Source organism: Pedobacter sp. MR22-3 (assembly GCF_026240075.1).
In the GTDB taxonomy this organism is placed as follows: Bacteria; Bacteroidota; Bacteroidia; order Sphingobacteriales; family Sphingobacteriaceae; genus Pedobacter.
In genome coordinates this window covers 440,552-457,780 of sequence record NZ_JAPIVF010000004.1, presented here as the reverse complement: position 1 = coordinate 457,780, position 17,229 = coordinate 440,552, and the positions used below count along the sequence as shown (strand labels likewise).

13 protein-coding genes, 1 tRNA gene and 1 pseudogene are annotated in these 17,229 nt (G+C 39.0%); 13 read left to right on the top strand and 2 right to left on the bottom strand.

Annotated elements, in window-relative coordinates:
• Nucleotides 1-43: 43 nt before the first annotated feature.
• The 7 genes from OQ267_RS11700 (at nt 44) to OQ267_RS11670 (ending at nt 5,948) form a co-directional block, all read left to right on the top strand.
• Nucleotides 44-1,543 carry a GH3 auxin-responsive promoter family protein gene (locus OQ267_RS11700; protein ID WP_265836070.1) on the top strand — a complete coding sequence of 500 codons (1,500 nt, stop codon included), beginning with the start codon at nt 44-46 and terminating at the stop codon, nt 1,541-1,543.
• 124 nt (nt 1,544-1,667) lie between these two features.
• Nucleotides 1,668-2,045, top strand: a complete 378-nt coding sequence (locus OQ267_RS11695; RefSeq protein WP_088302080.1) for a four helix bundle protein — start codon at nt 1,668-1,670, stop codon at nt 2,043-2,045.
• 94 nt (nt 2,046-2,139) lie between these two features.
• Entirely contained in the window at nt 2,140-3,327 is a 1,188-nt protein-coding gene (locus OQ267_RS11690; RefSeq protein WP_265836069.1) for a 1-deoxy-D-xylulose-5-phosphate reductoisomerase, read from the top strand.
• Nucleotides 3,328-3,356: 29 nt separating this feature from the next.
• Nucleotides 3,357-4,745: an RIP metalloprotease RseP gene (rseP, locus tag OQ267_RS11685; RefSeq protein ID WP_265836068.1), complete on the top strand. Its 1,389-nt coding sequence runs from the start codon at nt 3,357-3,359 to the stop codon at nt 4,743-4,745.
• A 75-nt stretch (nt 4,746-4,820) separates the two neighbouring features.
• Complete coding sequence (gene hscB / locus OQ267_RS11680; protein WP_265836067.1) at nt 4,821-5,357, top strand: Fe-S protein assembly co-chaperone HscB; 537 nt, start codon at nt 4,821-4,823, stop codon at nt 5,355-5,357.
• Between the two features lie 56 nt (nt 5,358-5,413).
• Nucleotides 5,414-5,788 (top strand): DUF3817 domain-containing protein, encoded by a 375-nt coding sequence (locus OQ267_RS11675; RefSeq protein WP_265818646.1) that lies wholly within the window; start codon nt 5,414-5,416, stop codon nt 5,786-5,788.
• A gap of 80 nt (nt 5,789-5,868) precedes the next feature.
• Nucleotides 5,869-5,948: transfer RNA gene (locus OQ267_RS11670), tRNA-Leu, on the top strand.
• Nucleotides 5,949-6,676: 728 nt separating this feature from the next.
• Here the strand turns inward: OQ267_RS11670 and OQ267_RS22545 are convergent.
• A pseudogene (locus tag OQ267_RS22545) lies at nt 6,677-7,438 on the bottom strand (recombinase family protein); the annotation flags it as partial.
• A gap of 14 nt (nt 7,439-7,452) precedes the next feature.
• The gene (locus OQ267_RS11665; protein ID WP_265836066.1) at nt 7,453-7,698 is read right to left on the bottom strand and encodes a hypothetical protein; all 246 of its coding nucleotides are present in this window, start codon (nt 7,696-7,698) and stop codon (nt 7,453-7,455) included.
• Nucleotides 7,699-7,943: 245 nt separating this feature from the next.
• On the opposite strand from OQ267_RS11665, the gene OQ267_RS11660 reads away from it, so the two are divergent.
• The 6 genes from OQ267_RS11660 to OQ267_RS11635 all read left to right on the top strand — a co-directional run bounded on the left by OQ267_RS11660 (nt 7,944) and on the right by OQ267_RS11635 (nt 17,227).
• Entirely contained in the window at nt 7,944-8,264 is a 321-nt protein-coding gene (locus tag OQ267_RS11660) for a hypothetical protein (RefSeq protein ID WP_265836065.1), read from the top strand.
• Nucleotides 8,265-8,775: 511 nt separating this feature from the next.
• Complete coding sequence (locus OQ267_RS11655; protein ID WP_265836064.1) at nt 8,776-9,372, top strand: RNA polymerase sigma factor; 597 nt, start codon at nt 8,776-8,778, stop codon at nt 9,370-9,372.
• A gap of 97 nt (nt 9,373-9,469) precedes the next feature.
• Nucleotides 9,470-10,615 (top strand): FecR family protein, encoded by a 1,146-nt coding sequence (locus tag OQ267_RS11650; protein WP_265836063.1) that lies wholly within the window; start codon nt 9,470-9,472, stop codon nt 10,613-10,615.
• 269 nt (nt 10,616-10,884) lie between these two features.
• Nucleotides 10,885-14,601: a SusC/RagA family TonB-linked outer membrane protein gene (locus tag OQ267_RS11645; protein WP_265836062.1), complete on the top strand. Its 3,717-nt coding sequence runs from the start codon at nt 10,885-10,887 to the stop codon at nt 14,599-14,601.
• A 5-nt stretch (nt 14,602-14,606) separates the two neighbouring features.
• Nucleotides 14,607-16,052: a RagB/SusD family nutrient uptake outer membrane protein gene (locus tag OQ267_RS11640; RefSeq protein ID WP_265836061.1), complete on the top strand. Its 1,446-nt coding sequence runs from the start codon at nt 14,607-14,609 to the stop codon at nt 16,050-16,052.
• Nucleotides 16,053-16,081: 29 nt separating this feature from the next.
• A complete protein-coding gene (locus OQ267_RS11635; protein ID WP_265836060.1) occupies nt 16,082-17,227 on the top strand; it encodes a TlpA disulfide reductase family protein in 1,146 nt (381 codons plus the stop codon).
• Nucleotides 17,228-17,229 lie beyond the last annotated feature (2 nt).

The window sequence follows — 17,229 nt, the reverse complement described above, 5'->3', positions numbered from 1 at the left end:
AAAGCATTCAATTGTTTAATCATCCAAAAATCAATCATTAATTATGGGATTAAAAGCAGCATTAAGTAAACCATTTGCGGCATTTGCAGTATGGCAGATCAACAAGTGGAAGAAGAATGCCGTTGTTGCCCAGGATAAAATTCTTAAAGAGCTCGTCTTTGAAGCCAGGGGCACAGCTTTTGGCAAGGACCATCATTTTGCTGAAATTAAAGACTATAGTGATTTTAAACAACGTGTACCCGTACAGGATTATGAAGGGCTCAAACCTTATGTAGATCGTGTGGTAAACGGCGAGGCAGATGTGCTTTGGAAAGGCAAGCCACTTTATTTCGCTAAAACATCCGGTACCACATCTGGTGTGAAATACATTCCGCTTTCTAAAGAATCGATGCCAGAGCACATTAAGGCTGCCCGGAATGCCATCCTTACCTATATTCATGAAACAGGAAAGACCGATTTTGTGAACGGAAAAATGATTTTTTTGCAAGGAAGCCCTGTATTGAATGTAAAAAATGGAATTAATGTAGGGCGTTTATCAGGAATTGTAGCCCATCATGTTCCTGCCTATTTGCAAAAGAATCGATTGCCTTCTTATGGTACTAATATTATTGAAGATTGGGAAGAGAAGGTGGATGCGATTGTGGAGGAAACCCTTCACGAAGACATGACACTGATTTCCGGGATTCCACCCTGGGTGCAAATGTATTTCGATAAGCTCACCGAAAAAACAAATGGGAAAAAGATAAGCGAGATTTTCAAAAACTTTAGTCTGTTTATTTATGGAGGGGTAAATTTTGAACCTTATCGGGCAAAAATTGAGCAAAGTATTGGTCGTAAAATAGATGCGATAGAAACCTATCCGGCATCAGAAGGCTTTATTGCCTATCAGGATGCTCAAAACGATAAAGGCCTGTTACTTTTGGCTGATGCGGGAATTTTTTATGAATTTATTCCGGCAGATGAATATTATAATGAGCGCCCAACCAGGCTATCGCTGGGAGAAATAGAACTGGATGTGAATTATGCTTTGGTTTTGAACACTAATGCAGGTTTATGGGGCTATAGTATCGGTGATACGGTAAAATTTGTTTCTAAAAATCCTTATAAAATAGTGGTCACCGGGCGGATTAAGCACTTTATATCTGCATTTGGTGAGCATGTGATTGGCGAGGAAGTGGAGCAGGCCTTATTAAGTGTGGCCAATGACGAAAAAGTAGAAATTACAGAATTTACAGTAGCACCACAGGTAAACCCTGAAGGCGGTGCCTTACCTTATCATGAATGGTTTGTAGAGTTTTCAACTGCACCACAAAATATGCCTGCTTTTAGTAAAAAAGTGGATCAGGCTTTGCAAAAGAAAAATATTTACTATTTTGATTTAATTGAGGGTAACATCCTTCAGCCCCTAATTATACGTACGTTACAAAAAGATGCCTTTGTTAATTATATGAAAAGTGAAGGCAAACTCGGCGGACAAAATAAAGTGCCAAGATTAAGTAATGACCGGAAATTGGCGGATGGGTTGGAGAAATATATTGTTTAATTGTTAAATGGCTAAATTGCCATATGGCATTGCGCTAATGAAAATTGCCAATTGCTGAATTGTTGCTGGATTTGGCTGGTAATGAGAATAATTGCTAAATTGTTATTTACATAATGGCTAAGCGATGGAAAAGAATTATTTACAATTAAATCAAATAACAGCCTATACGAAAGCTTTTCATTTAAGCAATTTGGTATGGAATTTAGTTGCTAATTGGGATAGCTTTGCAAAATATACTGTTGGGCAACAATTTGTAGATGCCGTTGATTCCATATCTGCAAATCTAGCGGAAGGTTTTGGTCGATATCATAAAAAAGATAAAATTAAATTTTATTACTATAGTTTTGGTTCGGTTAAAGAATGTTTAGACTGGAATGAAAAAGCAAAGGTTAGAAAATTAATTAATGAGGAAACATACATAAAGATTTTTGCAACTTTGGAAACTTTGCCTAAAGAGATTCATCAACTTATAAAATTTACTAACGAAAGGCTGAAAATTTAATCCGTTGTAGTAAGGTTTTTAATATAAAAGAAAGCTAAATACTCGTTTCATATAACAACAGAAGCATTCTTTTAATAAGAGAGGAAAATAACAATTGAACAATATTACCATAAAACAATCTGTAAAATACATAACCATATTAGGCTCTACAGGAAGCATTGGTACGCAAGCCCTCGAGGTTGTCAGGGATAATCCCGGCATCTTTAAAGTTGCTGTATTATCTGCCTTAAAAAATTCGGAATTGCTGATTCAGCAGGCCATGGAATTCAGGCCGGAACTTGTCGTGATTTGCGATGAAAGTCAGTATTTACCTGTGAAAGAAGCTTTATCCGCTTTACCCATTAAGGTGCTGGCAGGTGAAGCGGCACTTTCAGAAGTAGCGGCTTATCCGAAAAGTGATATTGTACTTACCGCTTTAATGGGGTCAGTAGGTTTAAAACCCACCATAGCCGCCATTAAAGCTGGTAAAAATATCGCTTTGGCGAATAAGGAAACTTTAGTGGTTGCGGGTGAATACATCACCGCATTAGCAACTGAATATCAGGTGAAAATTCTACCGGTCGATTCGGAGCATTCAGCCATTTTTCAGTGTCTGGTAGGCGAGGAGCAAAACGAAATCGAAAAGATTTACCTAACTGCATCCGGCGGTCCTTTTCTGGGAAAGGGAAAAGATTTCTTATCTGCCATTAAAAAGGAGCAGGCTTTAAAACATCCCAATTGGGTAATGGGCGCAAAAATCACCATTGATTCTGCCACTTTAATGAATAAGGGCCTTGAAGTGATCGAAGCAAAATGGTTGTTTGATCTTGATGTGGATCAGATTGATGTGATCGTTCATCCGCAATCTGTTATTCATTCTATTGTCCAATTTACAGATGGTTCTATGAAGGCACAAATGGGCGTGCCAGACATGAAACTTCCTATACAATATGCTATTAATTATCCCGACAGGCTAAAAAACAATTTTAAACGTTTTAATTTTCTGGACTATCCAAACTTTAGCTTTCAGCAGGCAGACCGGGAAACATTCAGAAACCTGGATTTGGCTTTTAAAGCCTTAAGAAAAGGTGGAAACATGCCCTGTATCTTAAATGGGGCCAATGAAATTGTGGTGGAGGCATTTTTAAAAGATAAAATTGGTTTCCTTGAAATGAGTGAAGTAATTGAACAGTGTATGGCAGAAATCCGCTTCATAGAAAAACCACAATTGACCGATTATTTAGAAACTGACAAACATAGCCGTATCTTAGCCGGTGAATTAGTAACAAAAATTAAAATTTAACATCTAAAATAAAAATATTAGTATAGCATATGAACGGATTGATTATGGCGGGGCAGCTGCTGCTCGGATTGTCTCTATTGGTAATATTACACGAATTAGGGCATTTTCTGGCAGCCAGGGCATTTGGTATTAAGGTAGAAAAGTTTTATCTGTTTTTTGATGCCTGGGGATTTAAACTTTTCAGCTTCAAAAAGGGAGATGTAGAATACGGTGTGGGGTGGTTACCGCTGGGTGGCTATGTTAAAATCGCTGGTATGATTGATGAAAGTATGGACACCGAGCAAATGGCTCAGCCAGCTCAACCCTGGGAATTTCGTTCTAAGCCTGCCTGGCAACGTTTAATCGTGATGCTGGGAGGAATTATCGTGAACGTGATCGTGGGAATCTTTATCTTCTGGATGCTCACCTTTAACGTTGGTCAAAACTATACCGTAAATGGAAAATTAAACGATGGTATTTCGGTTGGCACACTGGGTAAAGAAATTGGTTTAAAAAACGGCGACCGCATTTTAGCGATTAATGGCAATAAACTGATCAAATTTGAAGATGCCATTTCAAGTAAAGTATTGTTTGATGGCGCACAACTAACCATTTTAAGAGGCAACCAAACTTTATATGTTTCGGTTCCGGATACGATTTTAAATAAGCTGTCTAAAAACGATAAGGAGAATTTTATTAGTCCGCGGTACCGCATGGCAAGTGTAGCCACTGTACTTGCACCTGACGAAAAAGCTGATCAGCAATCTTTTCTGGACCGGATTTTTGGCCGCAAATATGTGAAGCCGGTTTATCCGGCATATGCGGCAGGTATTAAACCCGGCGACAGCATCCTGGCCGTAAACGGAAAGCCCATTATTTTCTTTGATCAGTTTAAGGAAGAGGTATCATCCAATAAAAATAAGAATATTTCCATTCAGGCCTTGCGTAATGGCAAACCGATTGATTTCAATTTAAAAGTTGGAGCGGAAGGAACCATTGGTATTGCACCAAATTTCAAAATGCCTGAAACAGCACACGTTGATTTCGATTTTGCAGAATCCCTTCCGGTTGGAGCAGGAATGGCCTGGAGCACTTTTGTTGATAATGCAAAAGGCATTGGTAAAATGATTACCGGTAAACTCAGTGCCAGGAACATCAGCAGTCCGATAGGGATTGCAAAGGTTTACGGCAGCACTTTTGATTGGGTAAAATTCTGGACGTTAACAGGCCTGATTTCTATGGCACTGGCCTTTATGAATTTATTGCCTATTCCCGGTTTAGATGGTGGCCATGTGGTGTTCTTACTGATTGAGATGGTACAACGCAAACCCGTAAGTGAAAAAGTGCTGGAGAAAGCGCAAATTGTGGGTTTCGTGATTTTAATTTGCCTGATGGTGTTTGCTTTTGGTAATGATATTTTAAAATCCTTCGGGAAGTAAAACCAAATTGATATTATTGCCGCAGCTGGATAGATTTAACCTGAACAGCTGCGGCTTTTTATTTATTCCCCTATCATGAGCAAGACCATACAGCAACCCAACTATTTTGAATTTTACGAATTACCGGTTCAGTTTAATCCAGATCAGCAGGCAGTGAAAGCGAAGTTCTATGCTTTAAGCAAGCAGTATCATCCGGATTTTTATGCCAACGAAGAAGATGAAAAACAACAGGAGGTCCTGGACCTATCAACCTTAAACAATAAAGCCTACCAAACGCTTACTCATGCTAAAAGGCGGTTAAAATATGTGCTTGAGCTTAAGGGGATTGTAGAAACAGACGAGGGCTACCAGTTGCCGCCAGCTTTTCTGATGGAAATGATGAACATAAACGAAGCCCTGATGGATCTGGAGTTTGAGCCTAATGCTGAAAAACTGGCCCAGGTAAGTCGTGAGGTTGATCAGCTGGAAGAACAGCTGGCAGGAGAACTTGACCAGTTAACCTTAAAGTATGATGAACACCCTGAAGATTCAGCGCAACTGCTGGCGACTATAAAAGATATTTTTTACCGCCAGAAATACATTTCCAGGTTAAGGGAAAAGCTGAAAGCGTAGAAATCGTAAATAAACAGGCAGTTTATGAGATATTGGTAGGCCTGCTAAACACCTTAATGTCAAATCATTTTTTAGTTTTTGATCGTCAGGGTGTTTATATTACTTTCGGACAAAAATCAGATTCCATGAGTTCACTATCCGTTTTTAGAAAAGTTGCTGTAGCCGAGGGGATTTCCTATTTGCTTCTATTATTTGTCGCCATGCCCCTGAAATACTGGGCTCACCTGCCTTTATATGTGAAATATACGGGATGGGCACATGGATTGCTGTTTGTAATGTATGCAGCCACCTTAATTATGGCCTGGCAAGAACAAAAATGGACATTCGGCAAAGCAGTGCTTATTTTCTTTGCTTCACTATTGCCATTTGCACCATTTATCGTTGATAGAAAGTTAAAAGATGAGCGTGCTGAATCTGCAAGTGGCATTTAATAAATGGGTTACGAATTATTTTCAAATAATGTTGTAATTTAAGTTTCGGATATCTACATTTGCATCCCCGTCCAACACATGCCCGGATGGCGGAATTGGTAGACGCGCTGGTCTCAAACACCTGTGGGAAACCGTGCCGGTTCGACTCCGGCTCCGGGTACTAACCGGGCTCATGCCCGAAACCTTGAAGGGTTGCTCGTTAAAAAGCAGCCCTTTTTGTTTGATTTTCAGTATGTTATCATTGAACGTAGGATCAATAAAAGCGGTTCTAAACATATCGTCACCCCATACCAGATTATCTTTGAACACCCCTCTCATTAGCGTATGCTTCTGTGTGATGTTGCTCTTCTCATAAATTTCATAAAGATTCCCCAAACTTGGTAGAAGCCTTTCAACCAACTCATCTTCATCTCTTATTTTTGATGGTTCACTTTTATTCAAAGAATATTCGAGTACTGCTTTTTCTTCCTTAAATTTTTGAAACCAAGTTTGATATGTTGAACTTTCAATTTCGTTATTCATCAACCGTTCCTCGAGCTTATAGATCTTTTCATTCAAATCATGAAGCTTTTTTATTTTTTGAGAGTGTTGCTCTTTTTTAAGTTTCATCGGCTCAATTAAAAGTGCTTTGGCAGTTTCTTTGACGAACTTGATCTGATGAGATGAAAAACTAAGTCCACGCAGTACTGATTCTAATGCATCATGTAATCTGCCTCCTGCGAGATTATAGTTTGTATGTTCAGTACACCGGTAGTAGAGATAATAATTCGATCTTCCCTTAGTATAACCCGCAGTCATCCCCTTTCCACACCAGCATTTCAATATTCCTCTCAAAGGAAAGTCTTCTGATGGTTGTATCCTTGTTCTTCTTTTGCTCTTGTTGATCATGTTTTGTACAAGCCAGAACTCTGCATCTGCTATTATTGGAAGATGAATTGATTTTACATATTTTTCTGGTAAGTCCTGAAATGCTGGTACTTTAATTAGTCCAGCATACACACAATTGTTTAAAATTTCCTGAATGGCAGATTTACTCGTCCTGGTAAAGCCAAGTGCTTTAACATTTTTGTAAATTAAATATTGTGGAATTCCCTGAATATATTCTCTAAATATTCGTTCTACAATCAATGCTTCTCCTTGGTGTATCTCAATTAGATTTTTTCGACTTCCGTCAATAATATTCCGATAGCCATACGGTGCCCTGCCCAGATATCTCCCGCTTTCCTTCGCATTTCGTACTCCTTGTTTAGTTCTCTTCCTAATATTAAATAATTCCTTATTAGCCATCATGTAGTCAAATGCACGTTTCATGAAAACATCTGGGTCAGAAGTATCGAGATCAATTCTTTCATTTGTAGATAAAACTTTTACGCCGTACTTGGTTTCAAGTTCTCCGATTTTCATCAAGGCTTCAGGAAGATTCCGGCTAAATCTATCATGGTCCAATACAATTAGATAATTGCACTGGCTTTTGTAATTCTTTAGATAAGATTCTAAAGCCCGATAGTCTGGTCTATCAAAAGTATAACTTGACTCCCCGTTGTCTTTAAATAATCCGATTAAGTTTAGATTGTTTCGATTGCAATACTGTTTAATCGATGATTCCTGATACTCAAGTGATTTGGATTGGTCCTTTGTACTCAATCTCATGTAGCCAATAGCATTCATAATTCTTCTGTTATAATTATCTCTACAATGATGTTTGCTATTAAAGTTAGTAATATTTCTTCCTCTTTACTAATATTGTTATGTGTTTTTTTATGCTTTTTCTTTCCAAAACTTTTATCGAGATTCTCAATTAAAAGAATTGGTCTCAACGGGACGCATGATCGATAAGTCTCTTGATTATTCGTTGAAGATTGAATACTATCTGAAGAATCCATGACGTCTTTGGAAAACTTTTCTTTCATAAAGTAACTTTAAGAATCAAAAATACTCCACTATATTTCCTGTAGTTGACACTTTTTAAATGTTGTTAATGATTTTCATAACTCTTGGCCTGAGGTATTTTGCCAGTATGTGTTATAAACCAAAAATGCAAGACTTATGAGCACCTTAAAGCCAAATTAGTTCTGTTTTCTAAATATTTTCGCTCATTTATAAGGACTTATCTTTTTAGTCTTGATATTCTGGTTTATCGGTATATTTTTGCTGTATGACTGTAACCGTGGTTGCCATTTTAGAGACTGATTTTAAACCTGAAAAGGCTTTGGCCAAAGTGATGAACGACAGGTTGCAAAATGCAGCTAGAGATCTTGAGCGCGTTCATTTAAAATCGTTATTTGGTAGAGGTTTTCAGTCTGATGATCTTATAATATACCTTAGCTACAACCCAAAGTATAAGATTAGGTTTCGGATCGTAAACGATGTGCCTGCGGATATTGAATATTTTGTTGCTGAATGTTGTGGTAGGTTAGGCTATATTCTATGGCGGGCGAATGCGATAGGGGTTAGCAAAGATGGGACTAATGATTAATCAGGAAAATCAAAATGTATTGGAACTTCCTGGCTACCAATAATTTTTTTAAAATCTCTCTATTCATTGTGTTATTGATGCTGTAAAAAGAGGCAGATTGATTTGCATTTCCACACTAGCCCTTACTGGGCAAATTTCGAACTTTTTCTTGTCTGATTTGCAGGAATTGGCGAAAGTTGCCAATTATTTTAAAATTTAAAGGTACGTTACTGGACAATTTTCGAACTGAAATAAGTGGACATTTAAGGGAATCATGAAAACCTTTTAAACTGCATAATGGTTTGTCCTTTTGAAAGAGGAATCAATCATTATAGAATAAATAACAAAGTTTTGTTGAAGCGTAGGCAGCTTAATAAACGATACAATCAAAAAAAATTACAGGCACAACTTTCTTTTGTAAAATAATTGGTTATCATTGGTGATAGATTTTTGTTTAACTTTAAACTACTCATATCCTGAAACCATCATTCAAGAATAAAAGCCAATCGAATTAAGCGTGGGGGTAAATGAAATGTATAATTACGGTGAACTTGCTGACGAAGAATTGGTTCTTTTATTAAAGGAACGGGATAAACTGGCATTTACTGAGATTTATCGACGAAACTGGCACCTGCTCTATCTGCACGCTTTTAAAATTCTGGGAAATGAGGATGAGGCAAAAGATTTAGTTCAGGATACCTTCTTCTCCGTCTGGGAAAAATCAAACGATTTACAAATTAAAACAAATTTAAAAGGCTACCTTTTTATTGCTGTCCGTAATCGGATTTTTAGTTTAATACGTAAGAAAAAGGCCAATCCTGATTTTGTTGACATTCTATTGGAAGAATTAAATCAATTAGACAATACTACAGTCGAACACATCGATGAAAGGGAGTTAATCCGCTTGATTGATCTGGAAATTGAACAACTGCCAAAAAAGATGAAAGAAGTATTCAACTTGAGCCGGAAAGAATTTCTCACAAATAAAGAGATTGCCCTGAAGTTGAATATGAGTGAAGAAGCCGTTAAAAAGCAAATTCACAGGTCGATTAAGATTTTAAAGCTGAAGCTTGGAAATTACGCCGGAATCTCTATGGCATTGATTTCGTTAATCCATCAAAGGATTTAAAGTTAAGAACTACTCGTTATTAATTTGCTGTTAAATAATCTTTATTATAAATGTCCCCCTGAAGCAGATCTTTGCGTCTTGTAATTAGAACCAGACTATGGAAGATTCCAAACAAGACCTGAACCAATTAATCGATAAGTACCTTTCGGAAGAAACGAATTTCGAAGAAAGAAATTTGCTTGAGCAATCTTATATGAAAGCCTCGGCAAAAATGTCAAAGGACATTTCTTATGAACATTCTGCCCGCATCCATGGCATTGGCGCGAAGAGTTGGGAAGACCTGATGGAAAAAATCGACGGATCAGGTGCTAATCACTCAAACCTTTGGCCTCGTATTATTGCTATTGCAGCTTCTGTTGTTATTGTATTTTTAGCAGTTTATTTTTTTAAAAGAAATCACCGTACGGATGTGACCAATTCGCAATTTGTTGCGCATGATGTTGCTCCAGGATCTGTTGGCGCAACACTAACTTTGGCCAATGGCAAAAAGATTCGGCTCACCGGTGCTGCCAATGGCGAGCTTGCGCAGGAAGCGGGTGTTATCATCACAAAATCATCAAATGGTAGTTTGGTTTATGAAATCAAAGACCGAGCTTCTCGTTCTGAGAAAAACAACACCTTGACTACCGCCAATGGAGAAACCTACCAGGTTCGTTTACCAGATGGATCAATGGTTTATTTAAATGCCGCTTCAAGTTTGACTTATGCCACCTCCCTGATTGAAAATGGACATCGAATGGTTACCCTTCGTGGTGAAGGCTATTTTGAAATTTTTAAGGATAAAAAGCATCCATTTATCGTAAAGACAGAAAAACAGGAAGTAGAAGTTCTGGGAACCCATTTTAATATCAACAGCTATGGCGATGAGTCTGCAGTAGCAACAACTTTAATTCAGGGATCGGTCAAAGTGAGGACCGGAAAAAAAGTTCAAATGCTCAAGCCAGGCGAACAATCTATAAATGATGGGAAGACCATAAAAGTTAACCAGGTTGACGTTGACAGCAGCATCGACTGGAAAAATGGAGATTTCAATCTTGATGGGGTGGAATTTAAAATAGCCATGCGAAAAATTGCCAGGTGGTATGATGTGGAGGTTATTTATGAAGAAGCTATTTCAGATAACATCCGATCTGGCGGCTGGGTTTCAAGGAAGAATTCATTATCTGCGGTACTCAAATCTATTGAAGCGTCGGGTCAGGTACATTTCAGAATAAAAGGAAAGCAGATATATATCACTAAATAACGCTTTCATTTAATAATAAAAAAATCAATAAACCATTCACCAAACGGTAACGAACGAACCAAATACAGAATTAGTGTTCGACCGTTTTTAAACCCAAACAAACATGAAACTATTTTTACGACGGCAAAATTAAAGGAATAAGCAAACCAGAAGTATAGCTACTCCTGGTCTGTGTTTGGCACAATTTATTAAGAAATCAACTCCTAACAGCAGTATGCCGATAGTTTTCGACGACGAGAAGCACACTGCTAAAACCAAACTAAACGTAAATGTATCAAATTTCTACTAAAAAATTTGGTATACCTGAAAGGCTATACCATAAAATCCTGTTAACTATGCGCTTAACCACCGTTATATTAATAGCAAGCCTGATGCAGGTAAGCGCCGCAACATTTGGCCAGCGCATCACCTTAAATAAAACCAATGCGCCGCTTTCTGCTGTTCTTAAGGAAATCAGAAAACAAAGCGGATATGATTTTTATTATGATTTTAACAAGCTTTCCCAAAATCAAAAGGTTAATGTCAGGCTAACTAATGAAAATTTGGACAATGCCTTGTCAGCAGTTCTTAAAGGATTAAATGTAGAGTATTCCATCGAGGGGAAAATAATAACACTAAAAGAAAAGAGCAGAACATCAGTTATAGGTGGCATAGCTGGCTATTTTTCCAGTATCACGGTGAATGGGTCGGTAGTGGATGAAAAAGGAATTCCAATTACAGGTGTAACCATTTCCGCAGGTTTTCCAGTTAAGCAGGGCAATTTTCATGGTAATGATGACCCCATTCGTGATTTTAGAGATGTGACGGTCGCAGCTTTAACTGACCCGGACGGGGAATTTACAGTTAAACGTGTAGATGAAGATGCTTACCTCATTTTTACTTACGTAGGCTATAAGACTAAGGTTGTCAAAGCCGCAAAAGATATGGGCGTGATACGACTGGAACTCGACTCAAAAAACCTGAATGAGGTTAATGTTACCGTAAATACCGGTTATCAAACCATTTCTAAAGAGCGTAGTGCCGGGTCATTTGCGAAACCCAATATGGCTACTGTCGCCGCGCGTACCGGTAGTATGAATATTTTGCAACGCCTGGATGGATTAGTACCAGGTTTAACCGTAAATAATTCGCCTGGCGCCCGCCAAAGCCCTTTGTTAATCCGTGGTTTATCTACCATCGGTATACCAGGCAATTCCAATCAGACCAATGACGCCTATGTGGGTACCAATCGAAATCCTTTATTCGTAGTAGACGGTATTCCTTTGAATGACGTATCGACAATCAATCCGCAGGATGTAGCTGATGTTACTGTATTAAAAGATGCAACCGCTGCTTCCATTTGGGGCGCCAGGGCATCCAACGGGGTCATAGTCATTACTACTAAAAAAGGCGTTAAAGGTGATCGCATACGGATAACTTACGACGCATTTGTTAACTTTCAGGGTAAACCTGACCTGAATTATCTGCCTACATTAAATAGCAGGCAGTTTATCGACGCCGCTACTCAATATTTTGATCCTGTTTTAAATCCCTGGGAATCGGTGACCGCATATGCACCAATGGGTACAGGAGTTGCACCACACGAAGTAATTCTATACAATAAATACCGTGGACTGATCTCTGCGGGCCAAGCCTCAGCAAGTCTGGATAGCCTTGCCAATATTGATAACCGCCAGCAAATTAAAGACCTATGGTACCGCAATTCTTCGCTAATGAACCATACAGTTACCTTATCCGGAGGCAGTACTAATTATGCTTTTTATGGCTCTGCGGCTTATACCAACACCACGAGTAATCGCCCGGGCGAAAAAGATAATACTTATAAAATAAACGTTCGGCAAGAATTCTCGCTAGGTAAACGTGTTCAGCTAAGCTTGATTACCGACTTAAACAACAATATCAGCAGCGCTATGCGAAATATTGATGTCAATAACAAATTTTATCCTTATCAATTGTTTCAGGATGGCGCAGGTAAAAATATTTCCATGCCCTACATGCAATTACTTAGCGAAGATGCGAGAACTGATTTTCAAAACAGGAGCCGTATAAATCTGGATTACAATCCGCTTGATGAATTTAATTACGGTTCCACGAAAAACAATAGTTTTTTTAGCCGCAATATTTTGGGCCTGAATGTAAACCTGGTTAAAGGTTTAAAATTTGAGGGTACCTACAGCTATAATAAAGGCAGCAGCAAGTCTGAAATTTATGATGATGCCAGAAGTTACAAAGTTAGGAGCGAACTAGCCCAGTTTACAGTAGCACCAACTGTAGAAGATACGCCAATTTATTATTTGCCAAGTACAGGCGGAATTTATTCAATAGGAAACACTAATCAGCAGGATTGGACCATCAGAAACCAGTTGAATTACAGCAATAGCTGGAATCAGGATATGCATCAATTAAACGTATTAATTGGGCAGGAGGCTCAAGAACAGTTGACGATGACAAATGGCAGCAAGGTGAGGGGTTATAATGATAAATTACTGACTTCTGTTCCAATTGATTATGCTACCCTATCCAGGAGCGGTATTTCCGGAACTGTGATGCCAAACAATTATTTTGGTAGTATTTTGCCTAGTGACTATTTTACCCAGGGTGAATACCGAAGCAGGTTTTCTTCCTATTATTCAAACATTGCTTATACCTATGACCGTAAATATTCGATCAACGGAAGCTTACGTATGGATAAGAGTAATTTGTTTGGTTTGGATAAATCAGCACAGAATAAACCGGTTTGGAGTGTGGGTGGAAAATGGCTAGTGAGTGGTGAAAAATTTATGGCTCCAGCCACCTGGTTAAACTCTTTGGCGGTCAGGGCAACCTATGGATTAACTGGGAATGCGCCTTCTCCTGGTACAGCTTCTTCTTTTGATATTCTGCAGGGATATGAAAACTCCTGGTTACCAGGCGGAAACGGATTGATAATTTCGACGGCATCCAATCCCAAACTGACCTGGGAAAGTACCAGGACTATAAACTTGGGGCTGGATTTTGCGCTTTTAAACAATCGCATCAGTGGTTCGATAGACGCCTATCAAAAGAAAACCACCAATCTACTGGGCAGTCTGCCTACCAATACATTTACAGGTTATACGAATATTATCGGAAACCTGGGCGATTTGCAAAATAAGGGCATAGAGCTTAGCATTAACAGCTCGAATCTCAGGGGCCGTTTTAGCTGGTCTACTTCGTTCAATATTGCGTACAATAAAAATACCATTACCAGTTTAAACCAACAATATCCAACTACATCGGCAGCCGATAGGGTAGGTCAGAATTATGTAGCAGGCTATCCCGCTTTTGCAATTTTTGCCTATGAATTTGCTGGTTTAGATAACATGGGGGATCCTCAAATCAGGCTGGCTGATGGAACGGTGACTAAGGCACCTTACGTTGGAAAACCGGAAGATGTAAAATTTATGGGAACTTACCAACCGGTTTGGAACGGAGGTTTATCTAACGTATTCACTTATGGTGGCTTGAGTTTAAGTGCAAACATTGTATACAGTTTGGGGCATGTGATGCGAAAAGATGTATCCCAGTCCTTTTCCGGAAGAATTACGCACGTAAATGAAGCGGGAACAGGGTTTGGTTTCAGAACCGGTAACTTATTGGCTGACTTTGCTGACCGCTGGAGAAATCCGGGAGATGAAAAGGATACCAACGTCCCTTCTTACGAAGTCAATTCTTCCGCAAGTCAAAGCCGCAGAGATATTGATTACTATAGCCGTGCAGACATCAATGTGGTTAGTGCATCTTATATAAAAATGCGTGACATTACGCTTTCTTACAGCCTTCCTTCGTTGTGGATTAAAAAGTTGAAAGCTGAACAGGTCACCCTACGTGCCCAGGTTTCTAACGTAATGTTATGGAAAGCAAATAAAGACGGTATTGATCCGGAATTCCAGGAAGCCAGTTTAGCCTTCAGGAACATACGGATTAACCAGGGCTCCGTATCATTTGGTTTGAACGTAAAATTCTAATAAACATGAAAAAGTTATCTAAAAATATAAAAACCGCGGTTGTGTTTGCTTTGCTTTCGACCGTTTTTTTCTCCTGTAAAAAGTCTTTTCTGGAAGTAACGCCCAAAGGCAAGCTGATTGCACAAACGACATCAGATTATAATTTGCTGCTCAATAACGTGGATTTGGTCAACATAATCTCCGCAAACGCGCAGATTACTTTGGGGGATGAAATGGTTGCAATTGAGCCTTATTATAGTGGAATGGATTTAAGAACACAACGCTTATTCCGTTGGGATGACGTAATCTATCAACCTACTGAAGATGCAGGCGAACTTTCTGCCCCTTTAAAAAATATTTACACTTATAACAAAATCATTACCGAATTGCCTAATGCTACTGATGGTACCGAACAACAAAAATCATCTATCAAGGCCGAAGCGATGGCGGGTAGGGCATGGACCTATTTTCTATTGATAAATTATTTTGGCAAACCTTATAATACAAGCACTTCTGCAATCGATCCGGGTTTTCCGATTGTGACAGCGGCCGATGTAACACAAACCAGGTTTACAAGAGCAACGGTAAAAGAAGTTTATGATTTTATTATAAGCGACCTTGTTAACGCTATTCCAAACCTGCCGCAGAAGGTAAGCTCCCGAATCCGGATGTCGAAACCTGCTGCAGAAGCAATCTTAGGGAAAGTCTATACTTTTATGGGTAGATATAATGATGCTTTACCCCATTTAAATGCATCGATACAAGGGTTGGCAACTTCATCCATCCCGGTAGGACTTTACGACTATAACCAAACATTTGCTCCGGGTGGACAATTTACACCGATTGATGATTTTGGGGTTCCATACCCACTTCTTGATGGGAACCAGGAAAATGTATATGGCAAACAGTTTTATAATGACGCACCATTCGGAAATGCACTTGTACTCGATAAAAAGACCATTGACCTTTACCAATCTTCAGATTTAAGGCTTAATTTTTATTCATCAAACGCGGTCTTTGGACCCGACTACCCACAGGGCTTTCTTAGAAGGACAAGCCCGGGTACCATTCAATTTGGTGTGATTGTTCCCGATCTGTATCTGCTTCGTGCGGAATGTAAAGTACGTACGAATGATTTATCTGGTGCGAAAACGGATTTGGAAAGTTTGCGCATCAATAGATTGCCATCAGACAGCTATGAGGTACCGGCCTCTGTTGCTGGTCAGCAGTTGACCTTATTAAATTTTACCCTTAATGAGCGTATCAGAGAATTTGCGGCTACGGGATACCGCTGGTTTGACATGAGAAGGCTATCTGTAGACCCACTCTTCAGCTCAAATTCCTATACTCATACCTTATATTCATCATCCGGCGCGATCACGAACTCTTTCAACTTAAAGCCAAATCGTTTTACACTCCGTTTACCTCAAAAAGTAATCAATGAGAATCCGGGTATGGAAAACAATCCCTAAATTTTAAACACCATTAATTCTAAAAAACAATGTTGAAAATACTAGTTACTGGCTTAATTGGCCTGATTGCCTTTTCTGTAAACGCACAAAATGGCTTTTCCATCAAAGGAAAAATTTCAGCTAAGTATGATGGTCAGAAAGTGATGCTCGAATACCGCACCGCGAATAAGGAAGTGAACGATTCTGCAGTTGTTAAAAACGGTTCTTTCTTCTTTAATGGCAAAGTGAATGCCGTTGTAAAGGCGTACCTCAATTTAAAATCAACAGAGAAAACCAAAGAAATGGCAAATAACGATGATTTCTCTGCTAGAAATTATCAGACTTTCTTTTTAGAAAATACCAATATCAGCATTGTGGGTACGCAGATCAGTAATGCCACCATTAAGGGCGGACCTGCACAGTCTGATTACCTGATTTTAAAATCCCGGTTAAAATCCCTGGAAGCAAAACAGATGGTGTTGAATGAGCAGGTTATGCGCAGTTTCGAAAAAAAAGAGAAGGAGCATACCAATGATGATGCTCCAAATGAATTTGCGCCACAATTACAGCGTCTGTATACTGAGATGGGTAAGATACAAAATGCTTTTATACAGCAACATCCAGACTCTTATGTGAGTCTTGACCTGATTAATGAAAGAAACGAAGGCGCGGTTGAACTGGCAAAACTGAAAAGTGATTTGAAGCTTTTGAGTCCAAGAATGAAAAACACGGCCACGGGCAGAAATTTGCAGGTAAAATTGGCAATGGCTGAAAAAACTGGCATCGGTCAGCAAGCCCTGGATTTCACCCAGAATGATACCAATGGAAAGCCGGTATCCCTGTCATCCTTAAAGGGAAAATATGTCCTGGTCGATTTTTGGGCCAGCTGGTGCGCTCCTTGCCGGGAAGAAAACCCAACAGTATTAAAGGCTTACAAGAAATTTAAAGACAGGGATTTTGAGATTATCTCCGTTTCCCTGGATGATAAAAAAGAACCATGGTTAAAAGCGATTGAAACAGATGGCTTGCCCTGGATTCAGGTAAGTGATTTGAAAGGCTGGAAAAATTCAGTAGCCAGGTTATATGGGGTAACATCTGTTCCTCAAAACCTGCTTTTAGATCCTAACGGAAAAATTGTAGCCAAAAACCTTCGGGGTGAAGAATTACAACTGGAGCTGGAAAAAATCTTTAAATAATA

Coding starts and splice junctions, on each gene's coding strand:
- OQ267_RS11665 (WP_265836066.1), bottom strand. CDS start 7,698: ATGAAAGAAAAGTTTTCCAAAGACGTCATGGATTCTTCAGATAGTATT.
- OQ267_RS11660 (WP_265836065.1), top strand. CDS start 7,944: ATGACTGTAACCGTGGTTGCCATTTTAGAGACTGATTTTAAACCTGAA.
- OQ267_RS11645 (WP_265836062.1), top strand. CDS start 10,885: ATGTATCAAATTTCTACTAAAAAATTTGGTATACCTGAAAGGCTATAC.
- OQ267_RS11640 (WP_265836061.1), top strand. CDS start 14,607: ATGAAAAAGTTATCTAAAAATATAAAAACCGCGGTTGTGTTTGCTTTG.
- OQ267_RS11700 (WP_265836070.1), top strand. CDS start 44: ATGGGATTAAAAGCAGCATTAAGTAAACCATTTGCGGCATTTGCAGTA.
- OQ267_RS11695 (WP_088302080.1), top strand. CDS start 1,668: ATGGAAAAGAATTATTTACAATTAAATCAAATAACAGCCTATACGAAA.
- rseP (WP_265836068.1), top strand. CDS start 3,357: ATGAACGGATTGATTATGGCGGGGCAGCTGCTGCTCGGATTGTCTCTA.
- OQ267_RS11675 (WP_265818646.1), top strand. CDS start 5,414: ATGTCAAATCATTTTTTAGTTTTTGATCGTCAGGGTGTTTATATTACT.
- OQ267_RS11655 (WP_265836064.1), top strand. CDS start 8,776: ATGTATAATTACGGTGAACTTGCTGACGAAGAATTGGTTCTTTTATTA.
- hscB (WP_265836067.1), top strand. CDS start 4,821: ATGAGCAAGACCATACAGCAACCCAACTATTTTGAATTTTACGAATTA.
- OQ267_RS11650 (WP_265836063.1), top strand. CDS start 9,470: ATGGAAGATTCCAAACAAGACCTGAACCAATTAATCGATAAGTACCTT.
- OQ267_RS11635 (WP_265836060.1), top strand. CDS start 16,082: ATGTTGAAAATACTAGTTACTGGCTTAATTGGCCTGATTGCCTTTTCT.